Here is a 13344-nt window from a genome sequence, read left to right as displayed (position 1 = left end):
CATAAAGTTATCGCTATCACCCAGCAATAACCCGGAGGCGTTTTTCCATAGCTGCCGTCAAATGAGAGATAGGACATGTGAATCAATGGAATAACGACCGACGTAGCGACGGGATCAATCTCCATAGCTCACATTCGGCCTTGAAAATGATATCGATAACAGCAATAGAAACGGACTGGATCAGGCGATCGCGAATGCTATGATCCGCGCCAATTCGGGAGGAAGACTGATGTTTGGAGAGTTGGAAGGAACGGGTTTCGAGGTCATCGATCCGCGGTTCGAGGCCTGCTTTGTCGGCCATGCCAAGGTCGAGCGGCTGTGGACGGGCGGCCGCTGGCTGGAAGGCCCCGCCTGGTTTGCACCGGGCCGCTATCTGCTTTTCTCCGACATTCCCAACAACCGGATGATGCGCTACGACGAGGCTGGCGGCACGACCGCCGTCTTCCGTCAGCCCTCCAACAATTGCAACGGCAACACCGTCGACAATCAGGGCCGGTTGGTCACCTGCGAGCATCTCGCCCGCCGCGTCACCCGCACGGAAGTCGATGGCAGCATTACCATGATCGCCGACAATTTCGAGGGAAAGCGCTTCAATTCCCCGAACGACGTCGTGGTCAAGTCCGACGACACGATCTGGTTTACCGACCCCTCCTACGGCATCATGCACGATTATGAGGGCGATTACGGCAAGGAGGAGATCGGCGGCTGCCACGTCTACCGCCATGATCCGTCCACGGGCAAGACCGTCCGCGTCGCCGATGATTTCGTCAAGCCGAACGGCCTCGCCTTCTCGCCTGACGAAAGCCTGCTCTATATCGTCGACACCGGCGGCACGCACCAGCCGGGCGGCCCGCATCACATCCGCAAGTTCGCGGTCAACGCCGACAACAGCCTGCAGGATCTCGGCCTGTTTGCCGATTGCACCGCCGGCTTCTTCGACGGCTTCCGCCTCGACCGCACCGGCCGCATCTGGACCAGCGCCGGCGACGGCGTGCATTGCTACGATCCCGACGGCACGCTGATCGGCAAGATCCTGATCCCCGAGATCGTCTCCAACGTCACCTTCGGCGGGCCTAAGCGCAACCGGCTGTTCATCACAGCCACCACCTCGCTCTATGCGGTCTATCTGACGGCCAACGGCTGCAAGCTCGGCTGACCCCAAACACGGATTGTCGAAGCGCATGCCCTCGACAATCCGCTGCAATCCGATATGTTATCGATAACAATAACACTGGAGCCGGGAGGCACCCTTGTCGAAAATCGAGATACTGCAGGTCGGTCCCTATCCGTCATGGGACGAGGAACGGCTGAACGAGAATTTTGTCATGCATCGCTATTTCGAAGCGGACGACAAGCAAGCCTTCCTTGCTGGCAACGCCGCCGGCATCCGCGGCATTGCCACACGCGGCGAGCTTGGCGCCAGCCGGGCGATGATCGAAGCCCTGCCCAATCTCGAGATCATCAGCGTCTACGGCGTCGGCTATGACGCGGTCGATCTGACGGCCGCCCGCGAGCGCGGCATCCGCGTCACCAACACGCCGGATGTTCTGACGAAGGATGTCGCCGATCTCGGCATTGCAATGATGTTGGCGCTCTCGCGCGGAATGATCGGCGCCGAGCGCTGGGTCAGGAGCGGCGACTGGGCGGCAAAAGGCCTCTACCCGCTGCAACGACGCGTTCACGGAAAGCGGGCCGGCATCCTCGGTCTCGGCCGCATCGGCTTCGAGGTCGCCAGGCGTCTCACCGGCTTCGACATGGAAATCGCCTATTGCAACCGCAGCCCGAAGGCCGTGGCCGGCGACTGGAAATTCATTGCCGACCCGGTCGAACTGGCCAAGCAGTCCGACTTTCTCTTCGTGGCGCTCGCCGCCACGCCGGACACGCGCCACATTGTCAACCGGCAGGTGATCGATGCGCTCGGTCCCGAAGGCATGCTGATCAATATTTCCCGCGCGGCGAACATTGACGAGGACGCGCTGATCGAGGCCCTGCAGGACGGCAGGCTCGGCTCGGCGGCGCTCGACGTCTTCGAAGGCGAACCGAAGCTCGATCCGCGCTTTCTGACCCTCGACAACGTGCTCCTGCAGCCGCACCATGCCTCCGGAACCTACGAGACCCGCAAGGCGATGGGCAAGCTCGTCTTCGACAACCTCGACGCCCATTTTGCCGGTCGCGACCTGCCGACACCCGTTCTCTGAAAGACAGCACCATGAAAGCCATCGTCATCCACGCCGCCCGCGATCTCCGCATTGAAGAACGCACCGAGGTCCTGCCGGGCCAAGGCGAAGTGCAGATCCGCCTTGCCACCGGCGGCGTCTGCGGCTCCGACCTGCATTACTATAACCACGGCGGCTTCGGCGCGGTGCGCCTGAAAGAGCCGATGATCCTCGGCCACGAAGTTTCCGGCCATATCGCCGCTCTCGGCGAAGGTGTCTCGGGTCTCGCTGTCGGCGATCTTGTGGCGGTCTCCCCGTCGCGGCCATGCGGCACCTGCGAATACTGCCAGAAGGGCCTGCATAATCATTGCCTCAACATGCGCTTCTACGGCTCGGCCATGCCCTTCCCGCACATCCAGGGCGCCTTCCGGGAAGTGCTGGTGGCCGATGCCAGCCAATGCGTAAAGGCCGAGGGCCTGTCTGCCGGCGAAGCGGCGATGGCGGAACCGCTCTCCGTCACCCTGCACGCCACCCGCCGCGCCGGTGAGATGCTCGGCAAGCGCGTCCTCGTCACCGGCTGCGGCCCGATCGGCACGCTGGCGATCCTCGCCGCCCGACGCGCCGGCGCCGCCGAGATCGTCGCGACCGACCTCACCGCGCAGACGCTGAGATTTGCCGAGACGGTCGGCGCGGATCGAACCATAAACCTCTCCGAAGATCCGGACGGACTGAAACCCTACACCGCCGCCAAGGGCTATTTCGATGTCCTATACGAATGCTCCGGCGCGGCGCCGGCACTTGCCGGCGGTATTGCCGCGATGCGGCCGCGCGGCGTCATCCTGCAGCTTGGCCTCGGTGGCGACATGAGCGTGCCGATGATGGCCATCACCTCAAAGGAACTGGACCTGCGCGGCTCCTTCCGCTTCCACGAGGAATTTGCAACCGCCGTCCGGCTGATGCAGGCGGGACTGATCGACGTCAAACCGCTGATCACCCACACCATGCCGCTTGCCGAAGCCGAACAGGCCTTCATCGCCGCCTCGGACCGGACAAAGGCCATGAAAGCGCAGATCGCCTTCGGCTGACCTCTCCAACGAGAAGGTCGAAGACTTAGTTCGCCCACCGAACTTATTCGCAAAGCTGTAACTTTACTGTCATCCCACTGTCACCCGGCGGGATTAGCAGGGGCCATTCCGGTCCCTGACAATCCATGGAGAGTGACATGAAGAGACGTGAATTTCTGGCCGCTTCCGCAGCCGTTGCCGGCGCCGGCCTGATGCCGCGCTTTGCCTTCGCCGACGAGCACACGATCGAACTCTACAGCGGTTCCGATTCCAACATCATCGATCTCTGGAACAACGTCGTGCGTCCGGCCTTCGAGCAGGCCAACCCCGGTCTGAAGCTCAAGGTCGTCGACGCCCAGGACAATAACGGCCTGCGCGCCATCGCCGATCGCGCGCTTGCCGCGCTGAAGACCAGCACCGATCCGAAGGCCGACATGTTCGAGCACTTCGACCCCCGCCTGCCGACCGACGGCATCAAGGAAGGCCTCTGGGTGAAGTTCTCGACCGAAAACACCCCGGACTACGCCAAGGTCAACCCGATGGCGATCGACAGCGACTACTCGCTGCCCTATCGCGGTTCGCAGGTGCTGCTGGCCTACGACAAGACCAAGCTCGATCCGAAGGACGCGCCTAAGACCTGGGATGCGCTCGTTGCCTGGATCAAGGCCAATCCCGGCCAGTTCATCTACAACCGTCCCGACAAGGGCGGCTCCGGCGGCAATTTCGTCCGCCGCGCCATCCACGAGGCCAATGGCCGCGATCCGTCGAAGTTCACCGTGTCGAACTACACCGAGGACTTCGCCGGCAAGGCCCTGCCGCCGGCCTGGGACATCCTCAACGACATCGCCCCTTCGCTCTTTGACAAGGGTGGCTATACGGCCGGCAACAGCCAGTCGCTGCAGCTGCTCGCCCAGGGCGTTGTCACCATGACGCCGGTGTGGTCCGACCAGGTTCTCCAGGCGATCGCCCAGGGTGTCCTGCCGGAAGAATCGACCGGTCTCGTGCAGCTGACAGACCTCGCCCTCTGCGGTGGTTTCTCGCGCATGACGGTCTTCACCAACGGCGCCAACAAGGACGCCGCGATGACGCTGGCCAACTTCATGCTGTCGCCTGACATGCAGGAAGCCGTCATCACCAAGATCGGTGGTTTCCCGGGCGTTTCCTGGGACAACATCTCCGACGACCTGCGCCAGAAGTATGCCGACGTCATCCCGCAGACGATCCCGACCTTCCCGGCGGGCGACTGGGAAACCGCCGTCAATGACGGCTGGTACCGCAACGTGGCTCCGAACCTGAGCCGCAGCTGATGGCCGTCACCGGCATCGCTACCGCGCCGGTCAGCAATCTGGGACTGACGAGAAGGGGGCTCACCGGCCTCCTTCTCGTCGCCGTTCCCGTGCTGCTGCTGTTCTGGCTGATCATCTTTCCGATCTTTTCCGCGATCTACGACACGCTCTTCCTCGCCGACCGGACCGGAACACGTCATTTCTCCGTCGAGACCTATCGCTTCTTCTTCTCCGACGGCTACAGCCTCAACAATCTCTATCTGACGCTCTGGACGACGATCGTCTGCGGCGTGCTGCTGATCGTCACCGCGTTACCGATCGCGCTTTACCTGCGCTTTTCGACGAGCCGGCTTGCCGCCTACGTACAGGGGCTGGCGATATTCCCGATGTTCGTGCCGTCGATCATCCTCTCCTATGCGCTGATCCGCACCATCGGCCCGAACGGCGCCGTCGACATCATCCTCAACGGCATCGGCCTGCCGAAGCTGCCCTCCCCCTATCTCTCGCCCTGGGGACCGGTGATCGGCCTCGTCTGGGACAACCTGCCGCTGACCGTGCTGATGCTTGTCGCCGGCCTGGGTTCGATTTCCAACAGCGCGATCGAGGCCGCCCGCGATGTCGGCGCCTCGCCATGGCGGGTACTGGCCCACATCATCCTGCCGCGCATGGGCAATTCACTGCTGGTCGCCGCCTCCTTCGCCGTGCTCGGCATCTTTTCCGCCTTCACCCTGCCTTATCTGCTCGGGCCGGCGTCTCCGGAAATGATGGGACCGTTCATGCAGCGCACCTTCAACGACCTGAACGACCCGCTGAACGCCACGACGCAGGCCGTCGTCACCTTCGGCTTCTGCCTGTTCTTCGGCATCTTCTACGTCTACTCGATCGCCAGAAACCGGGAGAAGAGCTGATGGCTGTCCTCACCTCCTCCCCCCGACGCATCGACTGGACGGGCTGGACGCTCGCCATCCTGCTGACGCTCTTCATCGCCCTGCCGCTTCTCGTGGTCGGCACCTGGGCCTTCACCGAGGTGTGGCGCTATCCCTCCCTGCTGCCGCAGCAGTTCGGACTGCGCTTCTGGCACCAGATGCTGGCCCGCCAGGATGTCTGGGACGCGCTCTTCATGAGCCTGCGCCTGACATTCACCGTGACGATCCTCTCAGCAATCATCTGCCTGCCGGCGGCCTATGCCTTCGCCCGGCTGAAATTCCCCGGCCGCAACGTCTTCTTCCTGTCCTTCCTCGCCTCTCACGCCTTCCCGAAATTCGGTCTTCTGGTGGCGATCGCGGCGATCTTCCTGAAGCTCGGGCTGATCAGCACCTTCTGGGGCGTCGCCCTCATCCAGCTCGTCGGCACGCTGATGCTGATGATCTGGATCCCGGTCGCCGCCTTCCAGTCGGTCGACCGCCGGATGGAGGAGGCGGCCCGAGACGCCGGCGCCGGCCCTCTGCGTGTCTTCTGGTCGATCACCCTGCCGCAGGCATTCCCGACGATTGCCGCCGCCCTGCTCCTGACCTTCGTCGCCACCTTCTATGAGACCGAAGGCGCATGGCTGATCGGCACACCGGACATCCGCACCATGCCGGTCCTGATGATCACCTTCATCAACAACCAGATCGTCGTCCAGTACGGCGCCGTCCTCTCGGTGATGCTGTGGGTTCCCTCCTTCATCGCCCTCATGTTCGCCCGCCGCGTCGTCGGCGCCGGCGCCTTCGCCAAGGGGTTTGGCGCATGAGACGGACAGGACTTCACTACAGAAAGGCATTCCCATGGCTCGCTTGAGCATGAAGCAGGTATCGAAAAGCTTCGGCACCGCCCATGCCGTCCGCGACTTCTCGCTCGAGGTCGAAGACGGCGAACTCGTCTGCCTGCTCGGGCCGTCCGGCTCCGGCAAGTCGACGCTGCTTCGGATGATCGGCGGCTTCGAGCAGCCGACCGGCGGCGCGGTGGAGATCGATGGCGAGAACGTCACGCGCCTGCCGCCGGAACGCCGCCCGACCGGCATGGTCTTCCAGAGCCACGCTCTCTGGAGCCACATGAATGTGTTCTCCAACATCGCCTTCGGCCTGAAGCTCAAGGGTCTTCCGAAAACCGATATTCGCGACCGCGTCGAGGAAGCCCTGACGCTGGTGGGCCTCGGTGGCTACGGCAAGCGCATGACCTGGCAGCTCTCCGGCGGCCAGCAGCAGCGTGTGGCACTCGCCCGCTCGCTGGTTCTGGAACCGAAGATCCTGCTGCTCGACGAACCCTTCGCCAGTCTCGACCAGCATCTGCGCGAACGCCTGCGCGAGGAAGTTCGCGACATCCAGCAACGGCTCGGCATCACCACCTTGTTCGTTACTCACGGACAGGACGAGGCGCTGGCGCTGGCCGACCGCATCGTCGTCATGCGCGACGGTGTCAGCGAACAGGCCGCCGCCCCCGACGCCATCTATCGTCGACCGGAAACCGAATTCGTCGCCGGCTTCATCGGCTCGATGAACTTCATCAAGGGCCAGGTCCGCTCGGGCTATTTCGACCATCCGCTCTTCCCGGTCGCCGTGCACGCACCGGACGGTCCCGCGACACTCGCCGTCCGCCCGGAGGCGATCCGTCTCGACCCCGCGCGCAATGGTACGGCGGCATCGATCCATCGCGCGACCGATTTCGGCACCCACCTGATCGCCGACGTCGATCTGACCGACGGCACGCGGCTGAAGGCGATGACCGCGCCCGGCCGGCAGATGACGCAGGGCATGTTCGTCACGCCGACGATCAGCGCCTATAGCCTGTTTAGGGACAACCGGATAATCTTCCGCTCCGACACGCCCGCCGAAACCCAAGCTCCGGAATTTCTCGCCCATGCCTGACGGTATCTTTCTTGAAAGAGACGGCCACAAGACGTGGCTGAAATGGCATCGCGGCCACAAGCAGGCCGGCGACATTTCCTTCACCTGGGAGCGGATCGCCGAGGGCATGCGCCTTGGCGCCAGCCTCGAGATCGACCTGCTCTGCCAAGCCGGCGGCGGTTTTGTCGTCCTGCACGACAAGACGCTCGACCGCGCTACGACCGGAACCGGGCCTGTCGCGACCGCCACGCCCGAGCATCTGGCCACGCTGAAGTTGCGCGACGCAGCGGGCAATCCGACAGATCACCCGGTCATGCTGTTCGACACGCTCTGCCAGCGTCTCGCCGGCCAACAATGCGGCGACGGCGCACTCCTGCAGCTCGACATGAAGGAAGGTGCTGCAGCGCTTGGCGATCGACAGGTTGCCGCCTTCGCCGCAGCGGTCGAGCCGGTGAAGCACCTTGTCATTCTCTCGGGCGGCGATGCCGAGGCTGTCTCACGCCTCTCGGCCGCCGTTCCGGGCATGCGGATCGGCTATGACCCCTGCCACTTCGGCGTCGCGGAAGAGACCGCACGAACCGGGGAATTCGAACGCTTCGTCGAAACGGCTCTCGCCGATTCCCCGAATGCGGAAATGATCTATCTGGAATACGAACTGGTGCTGACCGCCGAGCGCGCCGGCTTCGATCTGGTCGCCGCGTTCCATGCAGCCGGCCGCCGCATCGACGCCTACACGATCACCGGCGCCACGGCGGAAAACCATCCGGCGGTAGCACGGCTTCTCTCCGCCAGGGTCGACCAGATCACCACCGACGATCCGGTCGGCCTCGAAATGCTGATGACCGGCTGATCAGCCGGCAAAGCCCTGAACCAGCCAGCCGTGCAGCGCCGGCGTCGCGGCGAGCACATCGCCGTTCACCCCGACGGAACCGCCGGTGAAACCGGTGACGACACCGCCAGCTTCGCGCACGAGAAGGGCAGCCGCGCCGTAATCATGCAGCGACAGCCCATCCTCGAAAAATCCGTCGAGGCGTCCGGCGGCGACGTAGGCCGTCGACAATGCCGCAGATCCGAGGCGGCGCACGCCGGCGGTATTGTCCATCAGTCGCCTCAGAGCGGAATGATACTGGTCCACACCGACGGACTTCACCTGTCCCGGCACCGGCAGCCCGGCCCCGACGATCACGTTTTCGACGGCGCTCTCCTCGCCGCAGACCAGCCGTTCGCCGTTGAGATAGGCGCCTCCGCCCTTCTCCGCGCTGAAAAGCTCGTCGAGCATCGGATCGTAGACGGCACCGGCGATCAACTCGCCGCCTTCCTCGATCAGCACCGTCATGCCGAAATGGGGAAGGCCCCAGGCGAAATTCGTCGTGCCGTCGATCGGGTCGATATGGATGACCGGTGCGCCGTCACAGCCCGTCCGATCACTCATCTGCTCTTCGCCGTGAATGGTGTAGTCCGGAAAGGCTTCGGCGAGCCGCCCGGCAATCTCCGCCTCGACGGCGCGGTCGATCTCGGTCTGGTAATCGCGCGGCCCCTTGGAAACCATCTGGCTGGAATACCGCCGCTTCAGCGAACCCCGCGCCAGGACGCCGGCCTGAAGCACGGTTTCGGCAAGGGTCGCGAGACGGGAGGAAGCCTCCGGCGAGAGGCGGGCGAGAACGGAGCTGTCTGTCATGGGAAGACCTGCCAAGAGGGCTGGAGAAATGGAACAAGCAGGACCTCTATGCCGGTCCGGCGTGATCCTTTTATGAAGAAGGGCGGCGCGAATGACACCGCGCCGCCCTTCGGGGGCCTTACTTCGATGCGCCGGCCGTGAGGCCTTCGATGAACTTGCGCTGGAAGATCAGATAGACGACGACGATCGGCAGGATGACGAGCACCGCTCCGGCCGTCAGCACCGGCGTGTTGACCGTGTAGCGGCCCTGGAAGAACAGCATGCCGAGCGGCATCGTGCGGTAGACGTCATCGTTGACGAGGATCAACGGGATCAGGAACTCGTTCCAGGTCCAGATGAACAGGAACAGGCCGAGCGTCGAGACGGCGGGCTTCAGGAGCGGGATGACCACGCGGCGCAGAATCAGCGTCCGTGAGGCCCCATCCAGCATCGCCGCCTCGAGAATGTCCTTCGGCAACTGCTCCATGGCGCTCGCCATGAAGATCGTCGCGAACGGCACCGACATCGCGATCTGCGGCAGGATCATTGCCCAGTAGGAGTTGATCAGCCCCAGATAGCGCATCTCGTAATAGAGCGGGATGATGAAGGCTTCCGTCGGCACCATCATGCCGATCGTCAGCAGGACGAAGGTGAATTTCTTGAACGGAAACGACAGGAAGGCGAAGGCAAAACCCGTCAGAACGCCGAGCACGATGCTGACGGCCACCACCGGAATGACGACGATGATCGAGTTCCAGAAATAGATCCCGAAATGCCCGTCGACCCAGGCGCTGACATAGTTCTCGAAATGCGGATAGGCCGGCAGCACGAAGGCCCCCTTGAACAGGTCCTCCTTGCTCTTGATCGAGGTCAGCAGCAGCAGTCCAAACGGAAACACCGTCATCAGCGAGAACATCCACATGATGACGCGGAACGAAAACGTCTTGGCGGTGCTGTTTGGTGAGTAACCCGCCATCAGCGTGCCCTCCCGTCGGCAGGCCGCACGAAGCGGTGGACGATGTAGTTGACGACGAAGATCAGGATCGCGCCGATGATGGCGACCGACGCCGCATAGCCGAAGCGGTTCAGGTGGAAACCAAGTTCATACATATAGATGTTCGGAACCAGCGTCGCATTGGCGGGTCCCCCTCGGGTCATGGTGAAGATGAGGTCGAAGCTCTTGATCGACGCGATGATCGTCAGAAGCAGGACGACGCGGATTTCCGGCAAGAGCAGCGGCAGGGTGATGCGGTAGAAGATGTACCAAGGCTTGGCGCCATCGACGCGGGCCGCTTCGAACAGCGACGGGTCGATGCGCTGCAGGCCGGTCAGGAAGATCACCATGCAGAAGCCGAAATAATACCAGGCAGCCACCATGCCGACGGCCGGCAGCGCGAAGGTGAAATCACCGAGCCAGGGCAGCGCGATCGAGCCGAGCCCCAGCAGTTTCAGGCCCTGGTTGATCGGTCCGAAAGCCGGATTGTAGAGCCAGTGCCAGATGATGCCGAGCACGGCGGACGGCATGATATAGGGCATGAAGAGCAGCGTCCTGATCGCCAGCTGCTCCTTGGCGCGAATGGAGCTTACGATCGCGGCAAGCACGATGCCGATCGCGAGCGGCACGACGCAGTAGAAGATCATCAGCACGGCGTTGTTGCGCAGCGCGACGAAGAAGCGGCTGTCGCTGAAAAGCTCGACATAGTTGCCGAGGCCGACGAAATCGGGCGCGCTGATGCCGTTCCATTTCGTCAGGCTGAGATAGATCGCCGCCAGGATCGGCAAGAGCACGAAGGCGGCATAGACGATCAGTCCCGGCAGGACGAAGATAAGGTTCTTGCGCACGGGAGCGTCAAGGACGGAGGCTTTCATTCTAATTCCTCGTAAGGGCGGCCGCACGAATGCGGCCGCGAGAATTTTCGACCTGTCGAAGCTTACTTCTTGCTCGCCAGGTAGGCCTGATAATCCTTGTCGAGAGCCTCGACGAACTGCTCCGGCGTCTCGGTGTCGGCGAGCAGCAGCGGGGTGTTGTCGTCATAGGTCTTCAGCATGGTCGGGCTTGCCCAGTCCGGATAATGACCGATCGCGTCCGCAGCGTTCAGCGTCTTCCACATGGAGATGCCTTCGCTGAGCAGCGGCGACATGTCGATGCTCGTGCCTTCCGGCAGCGCGGTCGACGGGAAGTAGCCACCCTTCGCCCATTCAACGGCGGCTTCAGGCGAAACCATGTAGTCGATATAGGCACCGGCCAAGTCCTGCTCTTCCTTGGTCTTGGCAATGCTGGTAATTGCCCAGGCAAGATCGACGCCGCCGACGGTCAGCGGATGCTCGACGCCTTCCGGAGCCGGGATCGGCATGAAGTGGATGTCCGGATTGGCCTTCATGTCACCGAAGTACCACGTACCCGATACGAGGAAGGCCGACTGGCCGGCAATGAAGAGCTGTACGGCGTCGTCACCGGAAATGCCCTGGTAGCCATCTGTGAAGTAGCCGTCCTTGGCCCAATGCTGGACGAGCTTGGCGGCTTCGACGTTGCCGGGTGTGTTGAAGCTACCGCCTCGGCCGTAGATCAGGTCATCGAGTTCCTTGCGGTTCTTCGAGTCGATCTGTGCCTGACTGATGGCGGCGATCAGGTGCAGGGCGAGGTGCTGCTTGGCAGTGCCCATGGTGATCGGCGTCGTGCCCTTGGCCTTCAGCTTGTCGAGAGCGGCTTCGAAATCCGCAAAGTTCTTCAGCGGCAGCTCGACGCCGGCGTCCTTCAGAAGCTTCTCGTTGTAGAACAGGCCGACCATTTCGCCGAGGCCGGAAATGCCGTAGGTCTTGCCTTCGCCGAACTGTCCGGTGTCGGACCAGCGGTCACGGGCCAGAAGGCTGTCCGACTGGCGCTTGTCCCAGCCGTATTTGGAAATGTAGTCGTCGACCGGCTGCAGAAGGCCTTCCTTGACCATCGCGCCCATGTCGCCGGCACCCTGGTTGACCTTGGTCACCATCGGGCCGTCGCCGGCCGAAACGGCGAGCTTCAGCGTCAGCGCCAGATCGTCGAAGGTGCGCTGCGTGCGGATGACCTTGACGTCCGGATGAGCCGCCTCGAAATTCTTGTTGAGCGTTTCCATGACGACGCTCTGGCCCTCATAGGTGTAGTCGTCCCACACCGGCAGGTCGGCTGCAACGGCAGCGTGCGAAACCGAGAGGATCATGACCGCGGCAGCCGTCGTGGACACCGTGGACATGCGTGAATGAAGCTTCATGCGCATGAGGAGTTTGTCAAACATTTCCTAGCCCTTCTGGATTTGAACCCTTGTTTGTCATTGCCGTTTCACCCTGCGCAAACCTCCTGTTTACGCATGGCGTTTTCCGCCCGGATACGTGTCCGGCGAACTTTGCCCACCTTTTGCAGCGGGATAAATTTTGCGATTTCAGCCCCTGTTATTGCGACCTGCTTTGATCTAGCTTCCCGCCAATCAGCCCGCCGCTCCGCTTCGCCTGAAGGGCGAGAGTGCCGTCCGCCAGTCACAAGAGGATGACAGACATGACCGACAAGACCGAAGCGCTTTCCATCCGCCGCGCGACGGAAGCAGACATGGACGCGCTTTACGAGATCTGCCTGAAAACCGCCGACAGCGGATCGGACGCGAGCACGCTCTACAGCAATCCGAAACTGCCGGGTTACATATGGGCAGCGCCCTACGGCAAGTTCGAACCGGACTTCACCTTCCTGCTGGAGGACGGCGAAAAGGCGATCGGCTATGTCATCGGCACGCCCGACACGACCGCGTTCGGTGCGCGTCTGGAGGCTGAGTGGTGGCCGGAGGTCAGAAAGAAAATCGCCGGCATGGTCCCGTCCGCGCCGATGGACGCCGGCGCGCTGGAGCGCATCGCCAATCCCGAGCGGCCGTTTGCCGATCTGCGGGCGGCCTACCCCGCCCATCTGCACATCAACATCCTGCCTGGCGCCCAATCGTCCGGCTGGGGCCGGCGGCTGATCGAAACCCAGCTGGAAGCGCTGAAGGCACATGGCGCCGCCGGCGTTCACCTCGGCGTCAGCCCGACCAACGAAAAGGCAAAGGGCTTTTACCGCCATCTCGGCTTCGAGGACATCAGCCGCGATGGACACGTCATCTTCGGCATGAAGTTCCGCAGTTGAGGAGGCGAACCGGGAAACGAAACCGGGTCGGTCAAGCAGTCGCGGCGCCGTCGCGGAGAACGCATCATGCCTCAGGCAGATCAATCCTCGTTCGGCGCGCGCTTGGCTCATGAAGAGACGGCTTCCTGGCGGCAAACCCGCCTCTTGAGGCGGGATGCCACGATCGCCGGGCGGGCGATGAGCCTGCTCCAATGCGATGCCGTATCCACAATCAC

13 protein-coding genes are annotated in these 13344 nt (G+C 62.8%); 9 read left to right on the top strand and 4 right to left on the bottom strand.

Annotated elements, in window-relative coordinates; translation table 11 throughout:
- Positions 1-229 precede the first annotated feature (229 nt).
- From ACU5AY_RS00720 to ACU5AY_RS00685, 8 genes are all read left to right on the top strand, one after another.
- Positions 230-1156, top strand: coding sequence for an SMP-30/gluconolactonase/LRE family protein (locus tag ACU5AY_RS00720; RefSeq protein ID WP_446827598.1), 927 nt, complete (start codon positions 230-232; stop codon positions 1154-1156).
- A 94-nt stretch (positions 1157-1250) separates the two neighbouring features.
- Positions 1251-2198 (top strand): 2-hydroxyacid dehydrogenase, encoded by a 948-nt coding sequence (locus ACU5AY_RS00715; protein ID WP_446827597.1) that lies wholly within the window; start codon positions 1251-1253, stop codon positions 2196-2198.
- A gap of 11 nt (positions 2199-2209) precedes the next feature.
- Entirely contained in the window at positions 2210-3241 is a 1032-nt protein-coding gene (locus ACU5AY_RS00710) for an L-idonate 5-dehydrogenase (protein WP_446827596.1), read from the top strand.
- A gap of 137 nt (positions 3242-3378) precedes the next feature.
- On the top strand, positions 3379-4527 hold the full coding sequence (locus tag ACU5AY_RS00705) for an extracellular solute-binding protein (RefSeq protein WP_446827595.1): 1149 nt from the start codon (positions 3379-3381) through the stop codon (positions 4525-4527).
- Positions 4527-5414, top strand: coding sequence for an ABC transporter permease (locus tag ACU5AY_RS00700; RefSeq protein WP_446827594.1), 888 nt, complete (start codon positions 4527-4529; stop codon positions 5412-5414). Before ACU5AY_RS00705 ends, ACU5AY_RS00700 begins: the two co-directional genes overlap by 1 nt.
- Positions 5414-6238 carry an ABC transporter permease gene (locus ACU5AY_RS00695; protein ID WP_446827593.1) on the top strand — a complete coding sequence of 275 codons (825 nt, stop codon included), beginning with the start codon at positions 5414-5416 and terminating at the stop codon, positions 6236-6238. Before ACU5AY_RS00700 ends, ACU5AY_RS00695 begins: the two co-directional genes overlap by 1 nt.
- Before the next feature lie 34 nt (positions 6239-6272).
- The gene (locus tag ACU5AY_RS00690) at positions 6273-7352 is read left to right on the top strand and encodes an ABC transporter ATP-binding protein (RefSeq protein ID WP_446827592.1); all 1080 of its coding nucleotides are present in this window, start codon (positions 6273-6275) and stop codon (positions 7350-7352) included.
- The gene (locus tag ACU5AY_RS00685) at positions 7345-8181 is read left to right on the top strand and encodes a glycerophosphodiester phosphodiesterase (protein WP_446827591.1); all 837 of its coding nucleotides are present in this window, start codon (positions 7345-7347) and stop codon (positions 8179-8181) included. Before ACU5AY_RS00690 ends, ACU5AY_RS00685 begins: the two co-directional genes overlap by 8 nt.
- Here the strand turns inward: ACU5AY_RS00685 and ACU5AY_RS00680 are convergent, their stop codons facing one another.
- From ACU5AY_RS00680 to ACU5AY_RS00665, 4 genes are all read right to left on the bottom strand, one after another.
- Entirely contained in the window at positions 8182-9009 is an 828-nt protein-coding gene (locus ACU5AY_RS00680; protein ID WP_446827590.1) for an inositol monophosphatase family protein, read from the bottom strand.
- Positions 9010-9127: 118 nt separating this feature from the next.
- Positions 9128-9964, bottom strand: coding sequence for a carbohydrate ABC transporter permease (locus tag ACU5AY_RS00675; protein WP_446827589.1), 837 nt, complete (start codon positions 9962-9964; stop codon positions 9128-9130).
- Entirely contained in the window at positions 9964-10857 is an 894-nt protein-coding gene (locus ACU5AY_RS00670; RefSeq protein ID WP_446822915.1) for a carbohydrate ABC transporter permease, read from the bottom strand. The genes ACU5AY_RS00675 and ACU5AY_RS00670 overlap by 1 nt, the downstream gene beginning before the upstream one ends.
- Positions 10858-10919: 62 nt before the next feature.
- Positions 10920-12215, bottom strand: a complete 1296-nt coding sequence (locus ACU5AY_RS00665) for an extracellular solute-binding protein (RefSeq protein WP_446828919.1) — start codon at positions 12213-12215, stop codon at positions 10920-10922.
- A gap of 299 nt (positions 12216-12514) precedes the next feature.
- Between ACU5AY_RS00665 and ACU5AY_RS00660 the strand changes: the two genes are divergently transcribed.
- The gene (locus ACU5AY_RS00660) at positions 12515-13129 is read left to right on the top strand and encodes a GNAT family N-acetyltransferase (RefSeq protein ID WP_446827588.1); all 615 of its coding nucleotides are present in this window, start codon (positions 12515-12517) and stop codon (positions 13127-13129) included.
- The last annotated feature ends 215 nt before the right edge of the window (positions 13130-13344 follow it).

The organism is Rhizobium sp. PAMB 3174, assembly GCF_052908375.1.
The sequence above is the reverse complement of the archived record's forward strand: the minus strand, read 5'-3'. Positions and strand labels throughout refer to the sequence as shown.

Bases quoted from the DNA above. Each gene is read 5' to 3' on its own strand.
- ACU5AY_RS00665 (WP_446828919.1), bottom strand. From the start codon at position 12,215: ATGTCCACGGTGTCCACGACGGCTGCCGCGGTCATGATCCTCTCGGTT.
- ACU5AY_RS00680 (WP_446827590.1), bottom strand. From the start codon at position 9,009: ATGACAGACAGCTCCGTTCTCGCCCGCCTCTCGCCGGAGGCTTCCTCC.
- ACU5AY_RS00660 (WP_446827588.1), top strand. From the start codon at position 12,515: ATGACCGACAAGACCGAAGCGCTTTCCATCCGCCGCGCGACGGAAGCA.
- ACU5AY_RS00720 (WP_446827598.1), top strand. From the start codon at position 230: ATGTTTGGAGAGTTGGAAGGAACGGGTTTCGAGGTCATCGATCCGCGG.
- ACU5AY_RS00695 (WP_446827593.1), top strand. From the start codon at position 5,414: ATGGCTGTCCTCACCTCCTCCCCCCGACGCATCGACTGGACGGGCTGG.
- ACU5AY_RS00710 (WP_446827596.1), top strand. From the start codon at position 2,210: ATGAAAGCCATCGTCATCCACGCCGCCCGCGATCTCCGCATTGAAGAA.
- ACU5AY_RS00685 (WP_446827591.1), top strand. From the start codon at position 7,345: ATGCCTGACGGTATCTTTCTTGAAAGAGACGGCCACAAGACGTGGCTG.
- ACU5AY_RS00700 (WP_446827594.1), top strand. From the start codon at position 4,527: ATGGCCGTCACCGGCATCGCTACCGCGCCGGTCAGCAATCTGGGACTG.
- ACU5AY_RS00670 (WP_446822915.1), bottom strand. From the start codon at position 10,857: ATGAAAGCCTCCGTCCTTGACGCTCCCGTGCGCAAGAACCTTATCTTC.
- ACU5AY_RS00705 (WP_446827595.1), top strand. From the start codon at position 3,379: ATGAAGAGACGTGAATTTCTGGCCGCTTCCGCAGCCGTTGCCGGCGCC.
- ACU5AY_RS00690 (WP_446827592.1), top strand. From the start codon at position 6,273: ATGGCTCGCTTGAGCATGAAGCAGGTATCGAAAAGCTTCGGCACCGCC.
- ACU5AY_RS00675 (WP_446827589.1), bottom strand. From the start codon at position 9,964: ATGGCGGGTTACTCACCAAACAGCACCGCCAAGACGTTTTCGTTCCGC.